Genomic DNA, 21,456 nt, shown 5'->3' with positions numbered 1-21,456 from the left:
GGATAACAGGCTTATCACTCCCAAGAGTTCACATCGACGGAGTGGTTTGGCACCTCGATGTCGGCTCATCGCATCCTGGGGCTGTAGTAGGTCCCAAGGGTTGGGCTGTTCGCCCATTAAAGCGGTACGCGAGCTGGGTTCAGAACGTCGTGAGACAGTTCGGTCCCTATCCGGCGTGGGCGTAGGATATTTGAGAGGAGCTGTCCTTAGTACGAGAGGACCGGGATGGACGGGCCGCTGGTGTACCTGTTGCAGTGCCAACTGCATGGCAGGGTAGCCAAGCCTGGAAGGGATAAACGCTGAAGGCATCTAAGCGTGAAGCCCCCCTCAAGATGAGATATCCCATTCTTTAAAGAAGTAAGACCCCTTGAAGACGACGAGGTAGATAGGGCAGAGGTGGAAGTGCAGCAATGTATGGAGCTGACTGCTACTAATCGGTCGAGGGCTTGACCTGAGCACGGAAGTGCAAACGGCGGAGTTGAAAAAAGGTTTTTGAGTTTTGTATATGCGGTTTTGAAGGTACATTTCAGAAAATTGATTTTTTTGTAAAAAAGTCTTGAAAGAAAATCTATTTTATGTATAATAATAGATAGGATATAGGGGATTAGTTCAATGGTAGAGCACCGGTCTCCAAAACCGTCGATGGGGGTTCGAATCCCTCATCCCCTGTTAGACTAAAACGGCTTATAGGTTAATCCTGTAAGCCGTTTTTTATTTGCGTTATAAGATTCAACAGGAACATATATTTAATACTTTTTCATTAAGTGATTAAATATCACAATACCAATCACAATCTGAAAGACTAAATATCCGCCCAGGACTAAAACGATAATATTACCTGTTTGTACGATTTCCAGAGAATTTAAGACTGCAAAGAGCATCATGGAGACCGCAATCACAAAAAGTCCTGCCGTATATGCATATCTTCCGGACTTGTCTCTCAACTTTTCTTTTAATTCATCGTGTAATTCGATTTTTTCATTTTCCAGTTTTTCAGCATAACGCTCTTTATTTTTCGGAGAGGACCAATAGCAATATTTAAATATCATCATGATTCCGGGGATGATACCGGCGCCTGCAAAACCGAAAAATAAACCATCTAATTTTGTATCAGTCAATAATGCGGTGCCCAGAAAAACGATTCCTGCCAATAAATACACGATTCCTGTGATTAAATTACTTTTTTTCATTTTGACGACCCCTTTCATGAATAAAAATTTTTTCTATGCTTGTGTCAAAGAAATCTGCAATCGTAAAGGCCAGTTCCAATGAAGGATTATACTTCCCTGTTTCGATTGAACTGATCGTTTGTCTTGAAACTCTAATTGCTTTTGCGAAATCATCCTGGTTCATGCCAGCTTTTTTTCTTAATTCTTCAACTCTGTTTTCCACATAATACCTCCTCTCTTCAAGGTTTTCTTATATCCTTCGTGTGATCCAATCTGATGTTATGACAAGTTTCCTTTACAATTTTAGTATATTCTACTCTATGGGTTTTGTCAAGGTTCCTTTACATAAAAATGCAGCTTACGGCACATTCTTATTGAAAGTATGCCGAGTATGGCAGCAGCTGCTGTAAAAAAGGATGGAAATATTATGAATGATGCATTAGCGGCAGAACAGGCCGTCGCTTATTTAAAAGATTTGGCGGAGAATGTATGTGATAGATGGGAAAAGTTTGATAAAAGAGGCAAGATGGACCAGAGTGCAGATAAGTTTCTTCGGAAGCCGAAAGGCACAGATGCTCAAAATCGAATTCTGTCCTTGTCGGTCGGAATACCGTTGGTTATTGTTTCCCATTCGCCGTTTTTAAATACTTCGTAATTGGCAAACGCGCAGGGAATCCCCTTGGCAGAACACATATCATCACTGTCCATGAGCTGAAAATGCAGATGAGGAAAAAAGGAATTGCCGGAATGTCCTATGCAGCCTAAAAGGTCTCCCTTTTTTACCTTCTGTCCTATTCGGACCTTGACAGAGCCGTATTTTAGATGTGCAAACGCGGCATAGATGTGGTCATCATATTTTATAATAATATAGTTGCCTGTGACAGACTGTATGCTGTCTCTCCGGGGGCGAAAAAAATCTGCACTTTTTAAAGCAATAAAAATATCAGAAAGAAAAAATGCACGTCTTCTTTCTTTATAAAAATCTTTTGCATCAACTACAGTACCGCTGCAGGGGGCATAGATGTCTTTTCCCCAGCAATAGCATTTGCTCAGGGAGACGCCGAAGAGCAGGTAGGAAAGCCAGTGCACCCGATAATTCGGATGGCCTCTGCGTGTCCAGTCCACCTGTAAAAAATCATAGGCATATCGCGTACCGAAACGGTTTGTGCCGTGGCTGGGGACCCGGGTTCCGGGGGTATTGGGAGACATCCACTCCCCCCTCAGGGGAAAATCAACAATGACAGGCGTATTCACATCACTCATTTTGCACCTCACATTAGATTGCAGAGTTTTAGGCAGCATATTAAACAGTTTCCGATGTATAAAATATCTTGCGCAGTTCTGCAAAGTAATGATTCAGTCTGCGTATGAAAGCGTCACTGTCTATATGAGCCACTTCCATGCTTCGGATCTCTTTCAGTATCTCATTCGTAAAGCCGACATTGGACCAGAAGATAAACTGCTTGCAGGTTTCAATATCTAATCCTTTTCTGAATTTGGTTTCATCTATATTGTCAAATAATTTCGGATAGCAGTCGGCCGGCCTGGCAGTGTCGGAATCCTCTGTGTGTGAGAGCTTGCTAAACTCTAAAATCCAGGGATACTTTTCGGATAATTTAAGCTGCAGGAGATAGGACTGCTGCAGTCTGGCAAAGATATCCTTTTCATCAAAATTCATCTGTTCCCAATACTCTTTTTTTATCAGATTGGAAAAATAATCATGTACAATAAGATAGAGTTCCTGTTTGCTGTTCACATAGTGAAACATGAGTGCTTTGGATATACCGGCTTCTTTTGCAATGATATTTGTGGATGCCTTGTCATAGCCCTGCGATGAAAATTCTTTTAGCGCGGCATTTAACACAGCATCTCTTCTTTGAGGCTCCATGTTTAATAGTTTTGCGGGCATGATAAACTCCTTCCTGCTGTTTACCTATCAGATCAATATCTATTATAACTTTATTTATCTAAAAGGTCAACGAATTCTTCTGTTATTTTTTTGATCTTACATATGGTATTTGCAAGCAGGACAGTCACAGCTAAGTTCGGCATGATCAGGAGGGTTTCTATCCCCGGTTCGGCATCATATGGCAGTTTGGGTACGGCAGCATCTGTGTATTGCGGAATTGTTAATGGATACGGGGCGTAATGGCATGCTTGTGTTTTGGAGATCTTGTTTTACCGATTGTTTCCGAGGGATAAAAAAGGTATAATAGTTTTGAGATTACATGTGCGAATCACAGACAGAACCTATAAGGTAGGAAAGAAGGTCAATGTGAGATACATAAAAACAGAGAAAGGATATTGCGGGTATATCCTGTGCTGACAAAAAAAGGAGACAGTTTATGAAAAAGTATGAATACAAATTTATTGAGATTCCCCTTGTGCCGGTTAAGAAGGAAAAGGCAAAAACCGTACGCGGTGAGATGCCGCCGGTTCCCTTTGAAGCCTGCAGGGAGGCGATCGTCCGGGAAGCAGCCGATGGCTGGCGCTTAAAACAGATATTGGAACCAAAAGTGAGCGTTTACGGCGGCAATTGCTATCAGATAATTTTTGAAAGAGAAACAGAAGAATAAGAATCACAGATATAAGTGAGCCCTCCGGCCGTTTGAGAGAAACGGGCCGGAGGGCTCACTTATGTTTTTACTCGTTTGTTAAACTAGCGAGAACTTCATCAAGTGATTTACCTGATTCCATTACTGCTTTATATAAAGCCTCTTTTTTGTCTTCCGTGATTTTCTGTTCGATTTCTTTTTTCCTGCGGCGCAATTCTTTTAATTTTTCTTCATATGTGGCGATTTCCCCGATAACTGCCTGCAGTTGTTCGTCCAGTGTCCTTGTCTCTTTTTTGCGTCCTCTCGCCATTCTGTAATCCTCCTCATACATAAAATAAATTCATTTAACAGTATAACATTTAAAATAGGGAATTTCCACTATTTTATCCTTAATATTCTGAAATGTTTTGTCATAGGGGGTATAGGTAATCGCCATAAACGGAACACTTTTTTGTGTATTATTTCCGAAAATCAGTAAATTTTATCTGCAATTACTGCCAATTGACTTTATTCGGATAGAGTGGTATCCTACTATAAAAGAACGGTTCTGTAAGCGTGCTTAAAATAACTGGTAGTTTACAGTGCGAAAGTGAAAACAAGGAGGATTTTTATGAAAAAAGAGAGGAAATTCAAATTTTCTATGCCGCATGCCTATGTGATCATGATGACCATGGTTCTCATCAGTGCCATTTTAACCTGGGTACTGCCTGCAGGGCAGTTTGACCGGGCTGTGGATCCGGCACTTGGAAGAGAACTGGTGGTGCCGGGGAGTTATCACGGGGTGGATGCTAACCCAATCGGCCCTTGGGCTTTCTGCATGAGTATTTTTCAGGGGTTTGTAAATGCAGCGGATATTATATTTTTCCTGCTTTTCGCATGCGGTTATGTAACGCTTCTGATGAGCACAGGGACCCTGAATGCCCTGGTGGGATCCATACTTAGAAAAATTAAAGACAAGGATTATTTTCTGATTCCCATATTTTTCACACTTTTTGCCCTGGGAGGCACCACATTCGGAATGAATGAGGAGGCATGGGGGCTGATTCCTGCCTTTGTGGCCATTGCAATTACACTGGGATATGACAGGATCGTGGGTTCCTCCATTGTCATTCTGGGTACAGGTGTCGGGTTTGCTGCTGCAATCTTAAATCCCTTTACGGTTGGCCTGGGCAGCAGTATTGCAGGCATACCCAGTGTTGGGACGAAGATCACCACATTCCGCATCGTGGCATTTGTCTGTTTCGTGGCTGTGACGATCCTCTACATAATGCAATATGCAAAGAAAATAAAAAAAGACCCAACAAAGAGCTATCTCTATGGTGTACCGGAACCTACCGTCACGGCAAGCCGTGATGAGGTTATGCAGATGCCCTTTACAGGAAGACAGAAGATCACTTTGCTGGGATTCGGAATCATTATCATGACCATTGCCATAGGCGTGGCAAAGTTTGGGTTTTATCTGCAGCAGCTTGCAGCCGTATTCTTTATCGGTATGATCATAACCGGCCTGATCAACGGTATGGGACCCAGCAAAATCGCGGATTCCTTTGTGGAGTCTTCCAAGTCCATGGTATTTACAGTTCTTATGATCGGATTTGCACGCTCCATTGAAGTTGTGATGAGTTCCGGTAACATTATCGATACGGCTGTTTTATATCTGTCAAATATCGTGAAAGGATTTCCATCAGGGTTTTCAGCATTTGCCATGCTGCTGGCACAGAATCTGATCAATTTCTTCATACCGTCAGGAAGCGGGCAGGCGGTTGTGACTGTGCCGATCATGGCGCCTCTGGCTGATGTTGTGGGGCTGAATCGTGAGATCGCCATCATAGCTTACCAGTTCGGCGACGGCTTTTCAAAAATGTTCTGGCCTACCGGATGCGCGATGATGTGCGGTGTCATGGGAATCGGGATGAATAAATGGTATAAATTTATCTGGAAGCTGTTTCTCATGTGGTTTGCACTGGAGGTTATCCTGATCATGGGAGCTGTAATGGCAGGTATATAAAAAGGAGAAGAATTGGATATGATACAGGAAAAAGAAAGATTATGCAGAAATATTGAAAAGAGAGAAGAAATTTACTCCCGGATCAGCCAAAAAATATGGGAATACGCGGAACTGGGATTTAAGGAACACCGGTCGGCAAAGCTGCTTCAGGAGACATTGGAGAGAGAAGGATTTCAGGTGGAAACTGGGCTTGCGGGAATCCCAACTGCTTTTAAGGGCACTTTTGGCAGCGGAGGACCTGTAATTGCCATTTTGGGAGAGTTTGATGCACTTCCGGGGCTGAGTCAGAAGCCGGGAACAGATGTGCAGGAAAAAAGAGAAGATACGGACTGCGGCCACGGATGCGGGCATAATCTGCTGGGAACCGGCTCTCTTGCAGCGGCTGTGGCTGTCAGGGAATATCTGGACCGGAGCGGGACACCGGGCACTATCATTTATTTTGGCTGTCCCGGGGAGGAAAAAGGCTCCGGCAAGACATTTATGGCACGGGAGGGATGTTTTAAAGGGCTTGATGCTGTGTTCTGCTGGCATCCCTGGGATGTGAACGGGCTTTTCGCATCCAGTTCCCTGGCAGATATCTGCGCCACTTTTATTTTCCACGGCAAGGCATCTCATGCCTCCGCCTCTCCTCATCTTGGCAGAAGTGCTCTGGATGCGGTGGAGCTTATGAATGTAGGGTGTAATTTCTTAAGAGAGCATGTGATCCCCGAGGCCAGAATCCACTATGCGATCACAAACGCAGGGGGAAATGCAGCGAATGTTGTACAGGAAACGGCAGCTGTCTACTATGAGGCAAGGGCACCGCGGCTGAACCAGGCGTTTGAAATATTTGAGAGAATCTGTGAAGTAGCGCGGGGAGCAGCAATCATGACAGGTACTTCCTATGAAATGGTGCGGGGAGATGGATTCAGCGATTACATACCCAACAAGGTACTGGGAAAAGTTCTGATGGAGAACTTTCAGGAAGCCGGTGCTCCGGCATTTGACCATGCGGATCATGAGCTGGCCGAGAAAATACGGGATACTTTTTCAGAACAGATGATACAGGAGGCCGCAGCAGCGGTGGAGAATCAGCATGGAGAAAATGCGGCAGCGGCAATGGAGGGCAAGGTGTTGGCAGATATAGTACTGCCTGTAAATCCGTTGAAAAGTACAATGCCCGGGAGCACAGATGTAGGGGATGTGAGTTATCAGGCACCCACAGGTCAGATTCTGACTGCCTGTAAAGCCTTTGGAACACCGGGGCATTCCTGGCAGGAGGTCAGCCAGTCAGGTTCCTCCATAGGAAAAAAAGGAATGTTGACAGCAGCAAAGGTCATGGGAATGGCTGCTATAGATGTCTTCCGAAATCCGAAAATCGCTGAGGATGCGAAAAAAGAATTTGACGCAGCAGTAAGAGGAGGATATCATTGTCCGATCCCGGAGGAGATAAAACCGGATTTATAAAAAATACAGGAAAATATGAGAGCAGCCATACGGGGATACCGGAATGGCTGCTCTCATGTTTCCTGAAAGGAATGTGCTGTCAGGTCAGTATTTCAGATTGATCTGGTAAATGTTGATGGGCCGCCCCTTATTGCCGGAGCGCCTCATACCTACAACCTCCGCATATCCGTCCTTCTGCAGCGCAGCCAGGAATTTGTTGGCAGCTCTGGAAGAGATATTCAGATGGTGCATCAGTTCCTGGGAGGTAAGTTTGTTGGTACCCTCTTGTTTCATGACGCGGATGATACGCACAATAGTTTCTGAGGAGAGACTTACCTTATCTGCGATATCATTGATATAATCGCCGGAAACCTTCATTCCAGCAGGAACCAGACCAATCTGCAGGACCGTGAGCTGATCATTTTCATCTATCAGATAACTGCCGTCTTCCCGGAGACTGCCGTTTCTGGAATAATGACTGGCATCAACGGCATTTATCCTGGCCTGATAAAAGGTGTGGCCAATGCCATATCCTACAGAACCCTTAAAAGAGAGCAGGCTGTGAAGCTGTTCCAGTATCTGGCATTTCTTAAAATCCCCTGTGATCTCTTTTATGATGCTGTAATCTCCATACAGTTCAAAATCCCGGTATGTGTTTTTTATCACAAGGCGGTTCAGGTATTTTTGGTTCAGCTCCATGATCATCTTATTGATCTCCAGCCGTGTCTTTTCGTATGACACCTCATCCTGAACCGGCATATTTTCCATATTAATATGTATGACAGCAGGCAGATGGCTCTTCATATTTTTTATGGATATGCTTTTTTTCATGCTTTTTACAATATCACTGATCATGTTTTCATCAGGATAGACATAAATACAGGGAATGGATGTATCCCGCATATTTTCAATCACGCTGTAGAAATAAGTGATGATCATATCCAGTTTGTTCTGGGCTGCCAGCTCCCTGTACTTTACGGAGAGCGCAGCCTCCCGTTCATCCAGATCCACAGAGGAAGAGAAGTCTCTCCACTCCTCCTCGAACTCACGGATGCGCTGGGCGAACCGGTTGCTGACAAGAAGCTCTTTCAGGGTATGGCCGTCCTGAATAAAATCCATACCGATTCTGGAGAGTTTCAGGTGTTCATCCAGCACAATCTGCTGGAGCAGAATATGGTAGGTGTTCTCCACACTGATGTGGAAATAATCCACCACAGCGTCGGCTGCCTGCTCGCCAAGGGAATATATGGCTTTCATGGGGGCAATACCGCTGACAAGAAATCCTTCAAAATCATCTTTGATTTTCAGATAAATATTTTTAAGCTCGTCCAGAGTATCATAAGTGAAGTATTCTACGGAGACATCTTCGCTGATTCCAGGGAGATGATCATTATAATGCTGATAATAGTGCTGTTTCAGCAGCAGTGCAATTCGGTATCCCATAAGTTTTCCCCTTTAATATATAACAATAGTAAATCAGCCGGGCATATTTCTATTGTTTTGTTACAAAGCGATCATAAATATACCGGTTGGCCTCAATCTCCTGGCTGTCGTCGAGAGGGGCAAGTTCTGCCTTACCGTATTTGCGCTCCAGAGCGTTTGCAATGAGGTAATCGCAGATATGCGGGTTTTTGGGAAGGAGGGGGCCGTGGAGATAGGTGCCCACTACATTTTTATAGAGCACGCCCTCGGCTTTGTCTTCCCCGTTATTGCCGTTTCCGTAGAGGACTTTTCCGAAAGGCTCATTGTCTCCGATATAGGTGCGGCCTCCGTGATTTTCAAAGCCGACGATGGGAAGGCTGAATTTATGGTTTTCCAGGACGATATTGTCAATCAGACGGGGGCTGCCCTGCTCTGTATACAGGTCAACAAGGGAAAGACCCTCAATGCGCCCGTCATCCGTGTCGTAATAATGGCCCAGAAGCTGATAGCCGCCGCAGACAGCGATCACTACGCCGTTGTCCTCCACATAGTCTTTGAAATCTTTTTGTATGCTGCGGAGTCTGTCGCAGACCAGCATCTGCTCCCTGTCGGAGCCGCCGCCCAGAAGCACAATATCAAGGGCGGAAAAATCAATGTTGTCCTCAAGCTGGAATTCCACAGTTTCTGCCTCGATGCCTCTCCACTGGCAGCGTTTCATCATGCACTGGATATTTCCCCTGTCCCCGTACAGATTCAGGAGGTCCGGATATAAATGTCCGATTGTGATTTTCATGATTTTCTGCCCTCCATTTTCTTCAGTATGTTGTGAGTGGTATAAAGGCCGGTATAGTTTACAAGCAGGTACAGGTTTTTAGTTCCGTTTTTGAGTTTTGAGAGGATGGCCTTTTCAATATCCGGTTCCAGAGTGGACGGGATATCCACGTATTTCAGACGCAGGCGCATATCCTGGCAGCGGATGCCGCTTACGGTAATAGAGGCGGCATTGGCGTCCTTCAGCCTGTCAAAATCCACATCCCAGAGCCAGGATACATCTGTGCCGTCCTGACTGTTGTCATTGATCAGGATGATGATATCTTTTGGAGCCGTGTCTGTCATGACCGCGCCGATATTCTGGTTAAATCCTGCCGGGTTTTTAGCCAGGTTGAGCATGACCCTGGTGCCATCAATCTCAAAGAGTTCGTTTCTTCCGAACTGGGGCGTGTAGTCCCCCAGAATCCGGTTGAAGCTGTCAAGAGGGATACCCGCCAGGGAGGCGGCTCCGTAAACGGCCAATATATTATAAATATTGTAGAAACCGCGGTAATTTGCTTTTACATGAAAATCACCCACATCAAAGGACAGACCGTCTGACATATCAATATGGCTGCCGTCAAACTGGGGCACAGGGCGAGCAAATCCGCATTTGGGGCAGTGATAATCTCCAAGCTGGCTGTAGTGATAGAAGTTGTATTCCATCTTTTCCCCACAGCGTTTGCAGAAACGGCCTTCCCGGATCTCCCTGGAGTCCTGTTCCTGATATACCTGCTCACTGATGCCGTAGGTGGTGTACGCATTGTCATTGTCCATGGCAAGGAAGGTGGATAAGGAGTCATCCGCATTGACCAGAAGTTTCATGTCCGGCGCCATCTTCATGGCCCGGGACAGGAGATTCATGGTAGTGTCAATCTCCCCGTACCGGTCAAGCTGGTCACGGAACAGATTGGTGAGTACCATATAGTCAGGTTTGAAATGAGGAAATACACGGACTGTGGATGCCTCGTCAATCTCAATACAGGCGTAATCCGCCCGCAGATGTCCGTTTGCCCGGGCATTCAGGACAAAGGCGGAGACGACTCCGTTCAGCATGTTGGAGCCGGTGCGGTTGCAGACAACGCGGCAGTTATTTGCTTCCAGAACAGAGGCTAAAAGGTTGTTGGTGGTAGTTTTGCCGTTGGTGCCGCAGACAACGAAAATGTCTTTTTTGACCTCAGACGCCAGTTCTTTTAAAATTGGGGGATAGATGGACAGCGCTATCTTACCGGCCAGTGTCACACCCTGCCTGCCGGTGATCTGGCAGGCTGTCTTTATGAGCTTGGCGCTCCATACAGCGAAAAGTCTTCTTATATTCATATACAAAAGTTCCTTTGTTTTTATTTGCGGTTTATCGAGCCGCATTCAGGGTTTCCAGATTCCCCATTTATTATACATAAAGTGAGGAAAGAGTACAAGCGGCATTCTGAATTGAGAAAAAAATCCCCGGCCCTTTTCGGCCGGGGCAGGGCTAATCGTCGAAAAGCCCCATCTCTTTTGCTTTTTTAATGATGTTTTCCAGTATCTTATCTTCGTACCTGTCACAGATTTCGATAAATTGTTTTTTGTCGTATTCTGATGAATACTTTGGCTCCTCATGATTTGTCATAAAATATTCCCCCATTCCATTCTTTTGTTTTAAATATACTCAATATTTTGAGTATAGTCAAGAGATTGAGTATGATACTATTCAATAAATGCACTGGATAGGAGAAGGGATTATGATAAGCTACAAACCATTTTATGAGACACTGTTCAGAAGAAACTTCACAGAGTATCAACTAATCCATCACCATGGTGTATCAGCGAATACCTTACACAGAATTAAAAAAGGTGAGGCCATAACCACAAAGACGATTGATACACTGTGTGCCATCCTCAATTGTGAGGTACAGGATATTATACTTCATATATGAGGAGAGGCAGCAAAATGGGGGGAGAGAAAAAAGAGAAACACAGCTTTTACAGTGTGTTTCTCTTTTTTGCTATCTTACCAGCATATAAGCGGCGGCAGCCAGTATTACCTGGATGATCAGGAAGCGGACCACTACTTGTGTATCTGACCAGCCGCATTTTTTCCTTACGTGGTCATGAATGGGAGTTCTTGTATTTTTCAGGATAGAGATTTTCAGAAATCTCTTCAGAAATACTTTTACAAGACCCAGGCCGCCGTCAATGATCAGTACGCCTGCCAGCAGAAGGTAAATAACCGGGTGCTGGGATTTGATGGCGATCACTGCAATATAAAAACCAAGGGCCCTGGAACCGGCATCTCCCATGAGCATGCTGCTGGGCGAGGAATTAAAGTACAGGTATGCCAGCAGAACTGCGGCAAAAAGGAAGTTGGCGATCACATAAGTACCCAGAGTTTCTTTGAAAATCAGGCCAAAGGACAGCATGACAATAACACAGAGGCTGGCGCACAGCCCGTCCACACCATCGGTACAGTTTGTCACATTGATGGAAACCCAGAAGAGGATAATGCCCAGTATGGCATAGACAGCTTTGGGGATTTCCAGCTCGGTGAAGCCAAGGGAGATGGTGGTGCTGTTGAAATTCAGGAAAGTGAAGACCGCTACGGCTGATATGATGAGGTCAATCAGCCCCTTTTTGTATTCGTTCCATGGTGTCTCGGCGGCATCATCCAGATAACCGCTGAGCATAATGCAAAAAAGCAGTATGGCATAGACAATGTACTCTTTGCCAAGAGGCATAAAAAGTACGGTGCCGATAATAAAGCAGATGACAAATGTCAGTCCAACGCCTCTCGTTTTTCCTTTTGAGAGTGCGCCGTTTAGGGCAAAATCACGCCCCTGGTCACTGGGGAGAAAGGAAAACGGGTGCTTCAGTGCAAAAAATGTGATGAGAAAGGTAAGGATGATCCCCAGCATCACAATCTGTTTGGTGTCTAAATATTGATTCAGTAAATGGTACATAAGATTTTTTTTGCTTTACAGCAATCCTCCTTCTTTGTTTTAAAACACTTTTAGTATACCACATCCGGAAATGAGGGGAAACAAAAAATTTATCAGATATGTAGACCCGGAAAAGGCCAAAAAACCGGCTGTGCGCTGCAGGTAATTCTGCGTGTCACAGCCGGCTTGGAGAGCAGCGCATCTCAGGGGCGGAACATGGATTCCACATATTCCCGCATCTCGTGGCGGGAATTTACCTGTCTTGCCTTGTCTACCAGAGGCTTCTGTTCCGACTTGGAAAGTCTGGCAAAATGGTTCAGGATATCTGAATGCATGGCCAGTTCCATGGTGAAGCCGATGGGAAGTTCTTCGTTGTCAATCATTTCAGGTCACCTCGCTTCCTGTCAGCCTTCTCCGCCGGGGCCGTCTTTGCGCGGCACTTCGTCGGGGATCACGTCAGTGGCGTCAGACTCCCTGGGAAGGTCGATTTCAGGAATGTTTCCGTCATCATAGTCATTTCTGTAAGGTTTTTCTTTTAACATGGCAGTTTCCTCACTTTTTTTACTTGTGTTGGGAGGCAGCAATGTTGACCGCGCTGCAGAATTAGTATGCGGAAAAAAATTTTTTCTATGCAGAGTGTCACCTTTTGTCGTTTTCGTGCGTCTAATATATGGTTGGTTCATTCCCAGCAGAATTCTGTGACAGGATAGAATATGAAGAAAAATTTTCACATACAATAAAAAAATAGAAAGTATGACAAAAGCTTTAAATTTTTTTAAGGATTGATTTATATTTATCCGGTTGTAGAATTTTGTGTTATAATAGACAAGTGTTCGCGCTTATGTCGAATACTGGCGGCTGCGGCATGGAAAATCAGGTGAAAATAGCTGCAGGCCGGACAGAAATGTAATATCGGGGAGCAAATTAAATGAAGAAAAAAACACAGCAAAAGAAGATGCAGCAGGCAGAGAAAAAGGCAGAAGCTGCTGTCCGTCAAGGGGAGAAAAAGCAGACACAGCCTAAGTCAGAGATGGAAGCGAAAATCGACTCTGCCATGGAGAAGATCATCCAGGATACCATAGGAAGCCAGGAGGAAGCGGCTGCTTACCGGGAACCGGATAAAAAAGCTGAGAAAAAGCAGAAAAAGGCAGCTAAGAAAGAGATAAGGGCTGAGAAAAAGAAGGGTAAAAAGACCGGAATAAAAATTGCACTGGGCATCACAGGAGCTGTCATCATATTGGCAGCAGCCGGCTATGGCGCAGGTGCTTACTATTATAAAGATAAATTCTTCAAGGGAACGACCATCAACCATATAGCCTGCGAAAATATGACCGTGGAGCAGGCAGAAGACCTGATCCGGAAAAAAGTGGAGGATTATTCCATCCGTGTGCAGTTCAGGAATGACCAGACAAGAGAGATCAAAGGCCAGGATATCAGCTATGCCTATGTCAGTGACGGAAGTGTGCAGAAGCTTTTGGATGACCAGAACCCATTTACCTGGATCAAGGGATATTTCAGAGGAACGGACTATGAGACCGCAGAAAACATACAGTATGACAAGGAGGCCTTAAGGGCGCAGCTTCAGTCCTTTGACTGTATGCAGGCGGCCGGTATGGAGGCTCCCACGGATGCGTACATTGATTTCCGGGAAAATCAATTCGTCATTGTGGATGAGACGGCAGGGACCACTGTGCAGGAGGATGTCATGTTCTCTGCCCTGGAAACAGCAGTGGCAGGCAGTCAGGAATCCGTCTCCGCTGAGGAGGCAGGTGCCTATGCGGCTCCGGCTGTCACAAAGGAGGACCCCACGCTGCTCCATCAGAGGGATGTGTGGAATTCCTGTGCGGCGGTGACAATTACTTACACCTTCGGAGACAAAACGGAAGTGTTGGATGGCATGACCGTGAAAGACTGGATGACGTACGATGAGAACGGAAATTATGTGGAGGACCCGGCAACCCTGGAGGCCAGAGTGACGGAATTTGTGGCCTGGCTGGCTGAGAATTATGACACAGTGGGCAGAGACAGGACTATCACGAGCACTGCCACAGGGGAACCGATCACGGTCTCCGGCGGCAATTACGGTTTCCAGATCAACCAGTTAAAGGAAAAGGCACAGCTTTTGGAGGATATAGCAAACCATGTGGTGACGGTCCGTGAGCCTGTATACTCCAAGGCAGGCGTGACCTACGGGGATAATGATATCGGAGGCACCTATGTGGAGATTGACCTGACAAGCCAGCACCTGTGGTTCTACAGGGACGGCGCGCTTTTGATGGATACTGACTTTGTGTCCGGTACTTATGTCATGAGGGACAGAAGAACACCGGGAGGTGTGTATTCTCTCATGTATAAACAGACAAACCAGGTGCTTAGGGGACGTAAACTGGAGGACGGCACCTATGAGTATGAGCAGCCCGTAAAATACTGGATGCCCTTTAACGGCGGTATCGGCCTGCATGACGCCAACTGGAGATACAGCTTTGGCGGTTCCATCTACCGGACCAGCGGTTCCCATGGCTGTATCAATCTGCCGACCTCGGCGGCGGCAACCATATATGAAAATATAGAAGCCGGCTGTCCTGTGGTATGTTTTTACAGGGAATAGGGAAGAAATTAAGTCTTGCAGGGCACAGAGGATTGTGCTAAGATATAAGAAGAGACAGGAGACAAGAGGATAAAGCCGTATCACGGCTTTATTGTCTTGTCTTTTTAGAATCAAATGGTTTACTAGTTTACAGTACAGAAATGGAGCGTCTCATGAAACAACAGGAAATTCTGGAACAATTTGAAGACTGCCCTGTGGTGGCAGCCATTAAGGATGAACAGGGACTGAAGCAGTGCCTGGAGTCAGAGATTGGAATCGTCTTTGTGCTCTATGGGGATATCTGTAATATCGGAGATATTGTAGAGCGTCTGAAAAAGGGCGGCAAGACGGTTCTGGTACATATTGACCTTATCGGAGGTCTGAGCAGCCGGGAGGTTGCCGTGGATTTTTTGAAGAATACCACAGAGGCTGACGGTGTGATCTCCACCAAGCCGGGAATCATCAAACAGGCAAGGGAACTGGGGCTGTTCGCAGTCATGCGTTTTTTTGTCATTGATTCCATTGCTTTTGAGAGTATCAGAAGACAGACGGAGAGTGTGCACCCGGATATGATCGAGGTGCTGCCGGGGGTTATGCCGAAGATCATTGCAAAAATCTGCACGCACAGCAGAACACCTGTCATAGCAGGGGGACTGATCGCAGATAAGGAGGATATCGTGGCAGCGCTCAGTGCAGGAGCCGTATCCATATCCACCACCAACCAGAAGGTCTGGTTTATGTAAAAACATAGATATAACGCTGGAGAACAGAGACAAAGCGGAGGACACATGTAAGAAGCATGTGTAGTCGTTTTGTCTCTTTTTATTTTTTATGGAAAACAGGAGGAATGAAGAGATGAAGTATGATGTGGTGATTATCGGCGCAGGTGTTGTGGGAAGCGCTGTGGCAAGGGAACTGTCCAGATATGATTTAAAGACAGCCGTTCTGGAACGGGAGGAGGATGTGTGCTGCGGAACCTCCAAAGCCAACAGTGCCATTGTGCATGCCGGTTTTGACGCTGAGCCCGGTTCCATGAAGGCCAGGATGAATGTAAGGGGAAGCAAAATGATGGAGGCTCTGTCAAAGGAACTGGATTTTCCATATAAGAAAAACGGTTCTCTGGTCCTGTGTTTCCATGAAACGGACATTCCGAAGTTGGAGGCGTTAAAGACGCGGGGAGAAGAAAACGGCGTGGAGGGTCTCAGGATCGTGACGGGAGAGGAGATCCATAAATTGGAGCCGAACATTTCCCATGATGTAAAAGCCCTGTTATATGCGCCCACCGGCGGTATTGTATGTCCGTTCAAGCTGACCATTGCCCTGGCGGAGAATGCCAGTGTGAACGGTGTGGATTTCTTTTTGAACACAGAGGTTAAGGCAGTCAGAAAGCTTGAAAAGGGCGGTTATGAGATCGAGACTGACCGGGAATGTTATGAGACAGCCTGTGTCGTCAACGCGGCAGGCGTGTACGCGGATGTTTTCAACAATATGGTAAGCGGGAGGAAGCTTTCCATCACCCCAAGAAAGGGAGAATACTGCCTGCTGGATAAAAAGGCCGGAAATTTTGTGTCACATACCGTATTCCAGCTCCCCACCAAGATGGGAAAAGGTGTCCTTATCACCCCGACAGTTCACGGCAACCTTCTCGTAGGTCCTACTGCGGATGACATTGAGGACAAAGAGGGAATCCAGACAACAGCCCGGGGACTGGGAAAAGTGGCATCTCTGGCACGTGTCAGTGCCGCGGATGTGCCCCTGCATATGGTGATCACCTCCTTTGCAGGACTACGGGCCACGGAAAAAGACGAGGATTTCGTACTGGGTGAGGCAGAGGACGCGGAGGGATTTTTCAATGCAGCGGGCATTGAGTCACCGGGTCTGTCAAGTGCCCCGGCCATAGGGGAATATCTGGCGGAGCTTGCGGCAGAGCGTCTGCAGGCCAAAAAGAAAGAGAATTTCATCAGCACCAGAGAGGATATCCCCAATGTGGCACAGGCATCCCCGGAGGAGATCGCAGAGCTGATCAAAAAAGACCCGGCTTACGGCAATGTGATCTGCCGCTGTGAGACTGTGACAGAGGGCGAGATCATAAATGCCATCAGGCGGCCTCTGGGCGCCAGGTCCTTAGACGGTGTAAAGCGGAGGACAAGAGCGGGAATGGGCAGATGCCAGTCCGGCTTCTGTGCGCCCAGAACCATGGAGATCCTGGCAAGGGAGCTGCACATGGACCCACTGGAGCTGACCAAGGCGGGAAAAGGCTCAAAGCTTCTGACCGGCGTGATCAAAGAGGACGAAACGGGAATTACAGAGACATTCTAAATGGGGAAAGAGAGGAAGAATCATGCAGTATGATCTGATTATAATAGGCGGAGGCCCTGCAGGCCTTGCAGCCGCTGTATCTGCCAAAAAAGAAGGGGTGGAGAACATCCTGATATTAGAGCGTGACAGAGAACTGGGAGGCATATTGAACCAGTGTATCCACAATGGTTTCGGTCTTCATACCTTTAAGGAGGAGCTGACAGGGCCGGAATATGCCTGGCGTTTCATTCAGCAGGTGGAGGAGCTTCAGATTCCTTATAAGCTGCACACCATGGTGCTGGATATCCGGGATGGGGAAAACGGCAAAACAGTCATGGCTATGAACCGGGAGGATGGTCTTATGATGCTTACAGCCCGCGCTGTTATCTTAGCCATGGGCTGCAGGGAGAGGCCGAGAGGTGCCCTGAACATTCCGGGATACCGGCCGGCGGGCATATACACCGCAGGAACCGCACAGAGACTGGTAAACATGGAGGGATATATGCCGGGCAGGGAAGTTGTGATCCTGGGTTCCGGTGATATCGGTCTGATCATGGCCAGAAGAATGACTCTGGAGGGAGCCAAAGTAAAAGTGGTGGCAGAGCTGATGCCCTTCTCCGGCGGTCTTCAGAGAAATATCGTACAGTGTCTGGATGACTTTGACATCCCCTTAAAACTCAGCCATACGGTGATCGACATTCAGGGAAAAGAAAGGGTGACGGGAATCACATTGGCAGAAGTGGATGAGAACAGAAAGCCGATTCCGGGAACAGAGGAATTTTACGCCTGCGACACTCTGCTTTTGTCCTGCGGCCTGATTCCGGAAAATGAACTGTCAGGAAAAATCGGTGTGGAACTGTCCCGCATCACCTCAGGTCCAGTGGTGAATGAAAGTCTGGAGACAAATGTGCCCGGTGTATTCGCCTGCGGCAATGTACTCCATGTACATGACCTGGTGGACTATGTGTCCGAGGAGGCGGCAAGGGCAGGCGCCTGCGCGGCAGCGTATATCCGGGGTGAGAAGGAGAAAGAGGATACAAAAGAGATTCCCGTCTTCGCTGTGGACGGTGTGCGCTATACCGTGCCCCAGACAATACGTCCTGCCTGTATGGAGGATACCCTCACACTGCGTTTCCGTGTGGGCGCTGTTTACCGGGACTGTTATGTGAGTGTGTATCTGGGAGACCGGCGGATCTGGCATAAAAAGAAGAGAAAACTGGCACCCGGCGAGATGGAACAGGTTGTCCTGAAAAAATCGGATTTGACAGACCGGGAAAGTTTCGATAAGATTACTGTGAAAGTGGAGGAGGCATAGAGATGGAAACAAGAGAATTGATCTGTATTAACTGTCCTCTGGGATGCAGCCTCACTGTGACCATGGAGAAAGGAGCTGTGAAAAAGGTGGAGGGAAACACCTGCAAAAAAGGCGAGGCATATGGAACGAAAGAAGTGACCAATCCCACAAGGATCGTGACCTCCTCTGTCCGTGTGACAGGAGGCACACTTCCCGTAGTGTCTGTCAAGACAGCTTCCGATATTCCAAAAGGAAAGATTTATGACTGCGCGAAAGCTTTAAAAACCGTGGCAGTGAATGCCCCGGTACATATCGGTGACGTGGTACTTAAAAATGTGTGCGGTACCGGTGTGGATATGATCGCCACAAAGAACATTCCGGCGGTATCAAAATAAACAGGTTTTACAAGGAGAAAAAAATGCTGACAGATAAGAACGGTAAAAATGCAGAGAGCTTAAGAGACAAGAAACTGTATCTTCTGGATATGGACGGAACCATCTATAATGAAGATGAGATTTTTGAGGGGACACTGGATTTCCTGGATGAGATTGAGCGAAGGGGCGGACAGTACATATTTATCACCAACAATTCCTCCAAGTCAGTGAACGACTATGTGGATAAAGTGGCAAAGATGGGCATACGGGCCGGATACGAGAACTTCTACACATCCAGCCAGGCGACTGCCATGTACATCCATGAAAATTATCCGGGCCAGGTGGTCTACTGTATGGGAACCCGTTCTCTTGTCAAGGAGCTGCGCGAGGCAGGTATTCAGGTGGTTACAGAGGTGGATGACAGAGCATCCATTGTCCTCATCGGATTTGACACGGAAAATACTTCGGAGAAGATCAGGAATACCTGTATCATGCTTGGTAAGGACGTGGTGTATCTGGCTACGAATCCGGACTTTGTATGTCCGGTGAGCTTTGGATATATCCCTGACTGCGGCTCTATGAGCATAATGCTGAAAAATGCCACAGGAAAAGAACCATTTTTTATTGGTAAACCTGAGCCGATTATGGTAAACTGTGTATTAAAGAAGCTGGGAATGAAGGCAGAGGATGCTGTCATCATTGGAGACCGGCTTTACACAGATATCAAAACCGGAGCAAATGCCGGAGTGGATACCATCTGTGTGCTTTCCGGTGAAGCGACTACACAGGACATAGAAGAAGGAGATGTAAAGCCAACCTATGTCTTTGACAGCGTTAAAGAGATTTATGAGGGACTGACAGAAGCATGAGATATAAGAATATCAGGGAAGGGCGCTTTGTAAGCCGCCCCAACCGTTTTATTGCCCGTGTGGAGATTGACGGGCAGGAAGAAATCTGTCACGTAAAAAACACTGGAAGGTGCCGGGAATTGTTAGTTCCCGGTGCCTCTGTTTTTTTGGAGAAAAGTGACAAAAAAGAACGGAAAACAGCGTATGACCTGATCGCTGTGAGAAAAGGGGACCGCCTGATCAACATGGATTCCCAGATTCCCAACCGGGTAGTGGAAGAGTGGCTGCGAAATGGCGGCCTTTTTGGTGAAGGCGCATACATCCGGCCTGAGACAAAATACGGAACTTCCCGTTTTGACCTGTACATAGAACAGGGAGAGCGGAAAATTTTTATGGAAGTAAAAGGCGTGACCCTGGAGGAAGAGGGAATCGTCCGCTTCCCGGACGCGCCTACGGAGCGCGGCATCAAGCATATAAAGGAGCTGTGCCAGTGTATAAAAGACGGCTATGAGGCGTATATTATGTTTGTTATCCAAATGAAGGACGTGAGATATTTCGAGCCGAACAAAAAGACACAGGAGGCGTTTGCCCGGGCACTTTTGGAGGCAGAACAGGCCGGTGTGCATATTCTGGCCTATGATTGTTTTGTGGAACCGGATTCCATCTTTCTGGGGGAACCGGTGGAGGTACAGCTTATATGAAACTGGAAGAGATAATAAAGCCCCTGCTCTCCTGGTATGAGGAGAATAAGCGGGACCTGCCCTGGCGCAGGGAACCGACTCCCTACCATGTGTGGGTTTCTGAGATCATGCTGCAGCAGACTAGGGTGGAGGCTGTAAAGGGATACTATGAGCGTTTCCTTACAGCTCTTCCGCAGATTGAAGACCTGGCTGCCTGCCCGGAAAATAAACTCTTGAAATTGTGGGAGGGTTTGGGCTATTATAATCGTGTGAAAAATATGCAGAAGGCAGCTAAAGAGATTGTTTTGAAGTACGGAGGAGAGCTTCCCGCTGATTACGAGGAGATTCTGGAGCTTCCCGGCATCGGCAGTTACACGGCAGGTGCCATTTCTTCCATTGCCTACGGCCTGAAAAAGCCGGCCGTGGACGGCAATGTACTGCGGGTCCTTTCCCGGATCACAGAAAACGGGGAGGATATCCTGAAGCAGTCCGTAAAGCGCCGGGTGGAGCAGGAGCTGGAGGCAGTCATGCCTGCAGACAGGCCGGGGGCCTTTAACCAGAGCCTGATGGAGTTGGGGGCTGTGGTGTGTATACCGAACGGTATGGCAAAATGCCAGGTCTGTCCGGTACAGCATCTGTGCAGTGCCAGAGCTCACGGCACGGTTTTGGAGTATCCGAAAAAGGCAGCGAAAAAGCAGCGCAGGATTGAGGAAAAGACAGTCCTTCTCATACAGAACGGACAGGAATACGCTGTCTGCAGGCGTCCGGACAAAGGGCTTCTGGCAGGTCTGTATGAATTTCCGAATATGGATGGCTGGCTGACCGAGGAGGAAGTGATCAGGGCGGTTGAGGCGTTAAAGCTCATGCCTCTTCACATAAAACACGCCGGAGAGGCGAAACATATCTTTTCTCATGTGGAGTGGCATATGAAAGGATATGTGGTCAGAGTAGCCTCCACAGAGAAGAGGGCAGGAAATCTGCTCTTTATTGACAAAAAAGAGTCGAAGGGAAAATACCCGATTCCCTCCGCTTTTTCCGCATATAGAAAATATATTGAGGAGGACTAATAAA

24 protein-coding genes, 1 tRNA gene and 1 rRNA gene (1 of these 26 cut by a window edge) are annotated in these 21,456 nt (G+C 46.9%); 14 read left to right on the top strand and 12 right to left on the bottom strand.

Features of this window, described 5'->3' with window-relative positions; translation table 11 throughout:
- Window positions 1-454: ribosomal RNA gene (locus V8Q34_RS08475) — 23S ribosomal RNA — on the top strand; it begins 2,431 nt to the left of the window's first position.
- A gap of 144 nt (window positions 455-598) precedes the next feature.
- A tRNA-Trp gene (locus V8Q34_RS08470) sits at window positions 599-669 on the top strand.
- 77 nt (window positions 670-746) lie between these two features.
- Here the strand turns inward: V8Q34_RS08470 and V8Q34_RS08465 are convergent.
- The 4 genes from V8Q34_RS08465 to V8Q34_RS08450 form a co-directional block, all read right to left on the bottom strand.
- The gene (locus V8Q34_RS08465; RefSeq protein WP_148393571.1) at window positions 747-1,190 is read right to left on the bottom strand and encodes a hypothetical protein; all 444 of its coding nucleotides are present in this window, start codon (window positions 1,188-1,190) and stop codon (window positions 747-749) included.
- Complete coding sequence (locus tag V8Q34_RS08460; protein WP_148393572.1) at window positions 1,177-1,392, bottom strand: helix-turn-helix transcriptional regulator; 216 nt, start codon at window positions 1,390-1,392, stop codon at window positions 1,177-1,179. The genes V8Q34_RS08465 and V8Q34_RS08460 overlap by 14 nt, the downstream gene beginning before the upstream one ends.
- A 353-nt stretch (window positions 1,393-1,745) precedes the next feature.
- On the bottom strand, window positions 1,746-2,432 hold the full coding sequence (locus V8Q34_RS08455) for a peptidoglycan DD-metalloendopeptidase family protein (protein ID WP_335835227.1): 687 nt from the start codon (window positions 2,430-2,432) through the stop codon (window positions 1,746-1,748).
- A gap of 40 nt (window positions 2,433-2,472) precedes the next feature.
- Window positions 2,473-3,078 carry a TetR/AcrR family transcriptional regulator gene (locus V8Q34_RS08450; protein WP_227210058.1) on the bottom strand — a complete coding sequence of 202 codons (606 nt, stop codon included), beginning with the start codon at window positions 3,076-3,078 and terminating at the stop codon, window positions 2,473-2,475.
- Between the two features lie 436 nt (window positions 3,079-3,514).
- Here V8Q34_RS08450 and V8Q34_RS08445 point away from each other — a divergent pair, with 436 nt between their 5' ends.
- Entirely contained in the window at window positions 3,515-3,745 is a 231-nt protein-coding gene (locus V8Q34_RS08445) for a DUF4177 domain-containing protein (protein ID WP_033144072.1), read from the top strand.
- Between the two features lie 67 nt (window positions 3,746-3,812).
- Here V8Q34_RS08445 and V8Q34_RS08440 read toward each other — a convergent pair whose 3' ends face one another.
- Complete coding sequence (locus V8Q34_RS08440; protein ID WP_033144071.1) at window positions 3,813-4,034, bottom strand: hypothetical protein; 222 nt, start codon at window positions 4,032-4,034, stop codon at window positions 3,813-3,815.
- Between the two features lie 300 nt (window positions 4,035-4,334).
- On the opposite strand from V8Q34_RS08440, the gene V8Q34_RS08435 reads away from it, so the two are divergent.
- On the top strand, window positions 4,335-5,732 hold the full coding sequence (locus V8Q34_RS08435) for a YfcC family protein (RefSeq protein WP_148393573.1): 1,398 nt from the start codon (window positions 4,335-4,337) through the stop codon (window positions 5,730-5,732).
- Between the two features lie 18 nt (window positions 5,733-5,750).
- Entirely contained in the window at window positions 5,751-7,178 is a 1,428-nt protein-coding gene (locus V8Q34_RS08430; protein ID WP_148393574.1) for a M20 family metallopeptidase, read from the top strand.
- Window positions 7,179-7,262: 84 nt separating this feature from the next.
- Here the strand turns inward: V8Q34_RS08430 and V8Q34_RS08425 are convergent, their stop codons facing one another.
- The 4 genes from V8Q34_RS08425 to V8Q34_RS08410 form a co-directional block, all read right to left on the bottom strand.
- Window positions 7,263-8,600 (bottom strand): HTH domain-containing protein, encoded by a 1,338-nt coding sequence (locus V8Q34_RS08425; protein ID WP_103732145.1) that lies wholly within the window; start codon window positions 8,598-8,600, stop codon window positions 7,263-7,265.
- A 49-nt stretch (window positions 8,601-8,649) separates the two neighbouring features.
- Window positions 8,650-9,372 (bottom strand): type 1 glutamine amidotransferase, encoded by a 723-nt coding sequence (locus V8Q34_RS08420; RefSeq protein ID WP_227210057.1) that lies wholly within the window; start codon window positions 9,370-9,372, stop codon window positions 8,650-8,652.
- On the bottom strand, window positions 9,369-10,709 hold the full coding sequence (locus V8Q34_RS08415) for a MurT ligase domain-containing protein (protein ID WP_033141352.1): 1,341 nt from the start codon (window positions 10,707-10,709) through the stop codon (window positions 9,369-9,371). Before V8Q34_RS08415 ends, V8Q34_RS08420 begins: the two co-directional genes overlap by 4 nt.
- A 151-nt stretch (window positions 10,710-10,860) precedes the next feature.
- Window positions 10,861-10,998 (bottom strand): hypothetical protein, encoded by a 138-nt coding sequence (locus V8Q34_RS08410; RefSeq protein WP_156120846.1) that lies wholly within the window; start codon window positions 10,996-10,998, stop codon window positions 10,861-10,863.
- Window positions 10,999-11,110: 112 nt separating this feature from the next.
- Between V8Q34_RS08410 and V8Q34_RS08405 the strand changes: the two genes are divergently transcribed.
- Complete coding sequence (locus V8Q34_RS08405; RefSeq protein WP_335835226.1) at window positions 11,111-11,305, top strand: helix-turn-helix domain-containing protein; 195 nt, start codon at window positions 11,111-11,113, stop codon at window positions 11,303-11,305.
- A 69-nt stretch (window positions 11,306-11,374) separates the two neighbouring features.
- Here V8Q34_RS08405 and V8Q34_RS08400 read toward each other — a convergent pair whose 3' ends face one another.
- The 3 genes from V8Q34_RS08400 to V8Q34_RS08390 form a co-directional block, all read right to left on the bottom strand.
- The gene (locus tag V8Q34_RS08400; protein WP_033141344.1) at window positions 11,375-12,325 is read right to left on the bottom strand and encodes a phospho-N-acetylmuramoyl-pentapeptide-transferase; all 951 of its coding nucleotides are present in this window, start codon (window positions 12,323-12,325) and stop codon (window positions 11,375-11,377) included.
- Between the two features lie 182 nt (window positions 12,326-12,507).
- Window positions 12,508-12,687 (bottom strand): hypothetical protein, encoded by a 180-nt coding sequence (locus tag V8Q34_RS08395; protein ID WP_033141343.1) that lies wholly within the window; start codon window positions 12,685-12,687, stop codon window positions 12,508-12,510.
- 21 nt (window positions 12,688-12,708) lie between these two features.
- Complete coding sequence (locus tag V8Q34_RS08390; protein ID WP_181014426.1) at window positions 12,709-12,846, bottom strand: hypothetical protein; 138 nt, start codon at window positions 12,844-12,846, stop codon at window positions 12,709-12,711.
- A gap of 386 nt (window positions 12,847-13,232) precedes the next feature.
- Here V8Q34_RS08390 and V8Q34_RS08385 point away from each other — a divergent pair, with 386 nt between their 5' ends.
- The 8 genes from V8Q34_RS08385 to mutY all read left to right on the top strand — a co-directional run bounded on the left by V8Q34_RS08385 (window position 13,233) and on the right by mutY (window position 21,452).
- Complete coding sequence (locus V8Q34_RS08385; protein WP_033141342.1) at window positions 13,233-14,912, top strand: L,D-transpeptidase family protein; 1,680 nt, start codon at window positions 13,233-13,235, stop codon at window positions 14,910-14,912.
- 152 nt (window positions 14,913-15,064) lie between these two features.
- A complete protein-coding gene (locus V8Q34_RS08380) occupies window positions 15,065-15,634 on the top strand; it encodes a glycerol-3-phosphate responsive antiterminator (RefSeq protein WP_081960317.1) in 570 nt (189 codons plus the stop codon).
- 112 nt (window positions 15,635-15,746) lie between these two features.
- A complete protein-coding gene (locus V8Q34_RS08375; protein ID WP_335835225.1) occupies window positions 15,747-17,210 on the top strand; it encodes an NAD(P)/FAD-dependent oxidoreductase in 1,464 nt (487 codons plus the stop codon).
- A 22-nt stretch (window positions 17,211-17,232) separates the two neighbouring features.
- The gene (locus V8Q34_RS08370) at window positions 17,233-18,504 is read left to right on the top strand and encodes an NAD(P)/FAD-dependent oxidoreductase (RefSeq protein WP_207727911.1); all 1,272 of its coding nucleotides are present in this window, start codon (window positions 17,233-17,235) and stop codon (window positions 18,502-18,504) included.
- A 2-nt stretch (window positions 18,505-18,506) separates the two neighbouring features.
- Entirely contained in the window at window positions 18,507-18,878 is a 372-nt protein-coding gene (locus V8Q34_RS08365; protein WP_335835224.1) for a DUF1667 domain-containing protein, read from the top strand.
- A gap of 23 nt (window positions 18,879-18,901) precedes the next feature.
- Entirely contained in the window at window positions 18,902-19,726 is an 825-nt protein-coding gene (locus V8Q34_RS08360; RefSeq protein WP_181014425.1) for an HAD-IIA family hydrolase, read from the top strand.
- Window positions 19,723-20,406 carry a DNA/RNA nuclease SfsA gene (gene sfsA / locus V8Q34_RS08355; protein WP_033141337.1) on the top strand — a complete coding sequence of 228 codons (684 nt, stop codon included), beginning with the start codon at window positions 19,723-19,725 and terminating at the stop codon, window positions 20,404-20,406. Before V8Q34_RS08360 ends, sfsA begins: the two co-directional genes overlap by 4 nt.
- Window positions 20,403-21,452, top strand: coding sequence for an A/G-specific adenine glycosylase (gene mutY / locus V8Q34_RS08350; RefSeq protein WP_227210054.1), 1,050 nt, complete (start codon window positions 20,403-20,405; stop codon window positions 21,450-21,452). Before sfsA ends, mutY begins: the two co-directional genes overlap by 4 nt.
- Window positions 21,453-21,456 lie beyond the last annotated feature (4 nt).

Source organism: Blautia sp. JLR.GB0024, from assembly GCF_037000545.1.
Taxonomy (GTDB): Bacteria; Bacillota; Clostridia; order Lachnospirales; family Lachnospiraceae; genus Blautia; species Blautia celeris.
The sequence above is the reverse complement of the archived record's forward strand: the minus strand, read 5'-3'. Positions and strand labels throughout refer to the sequence as shown.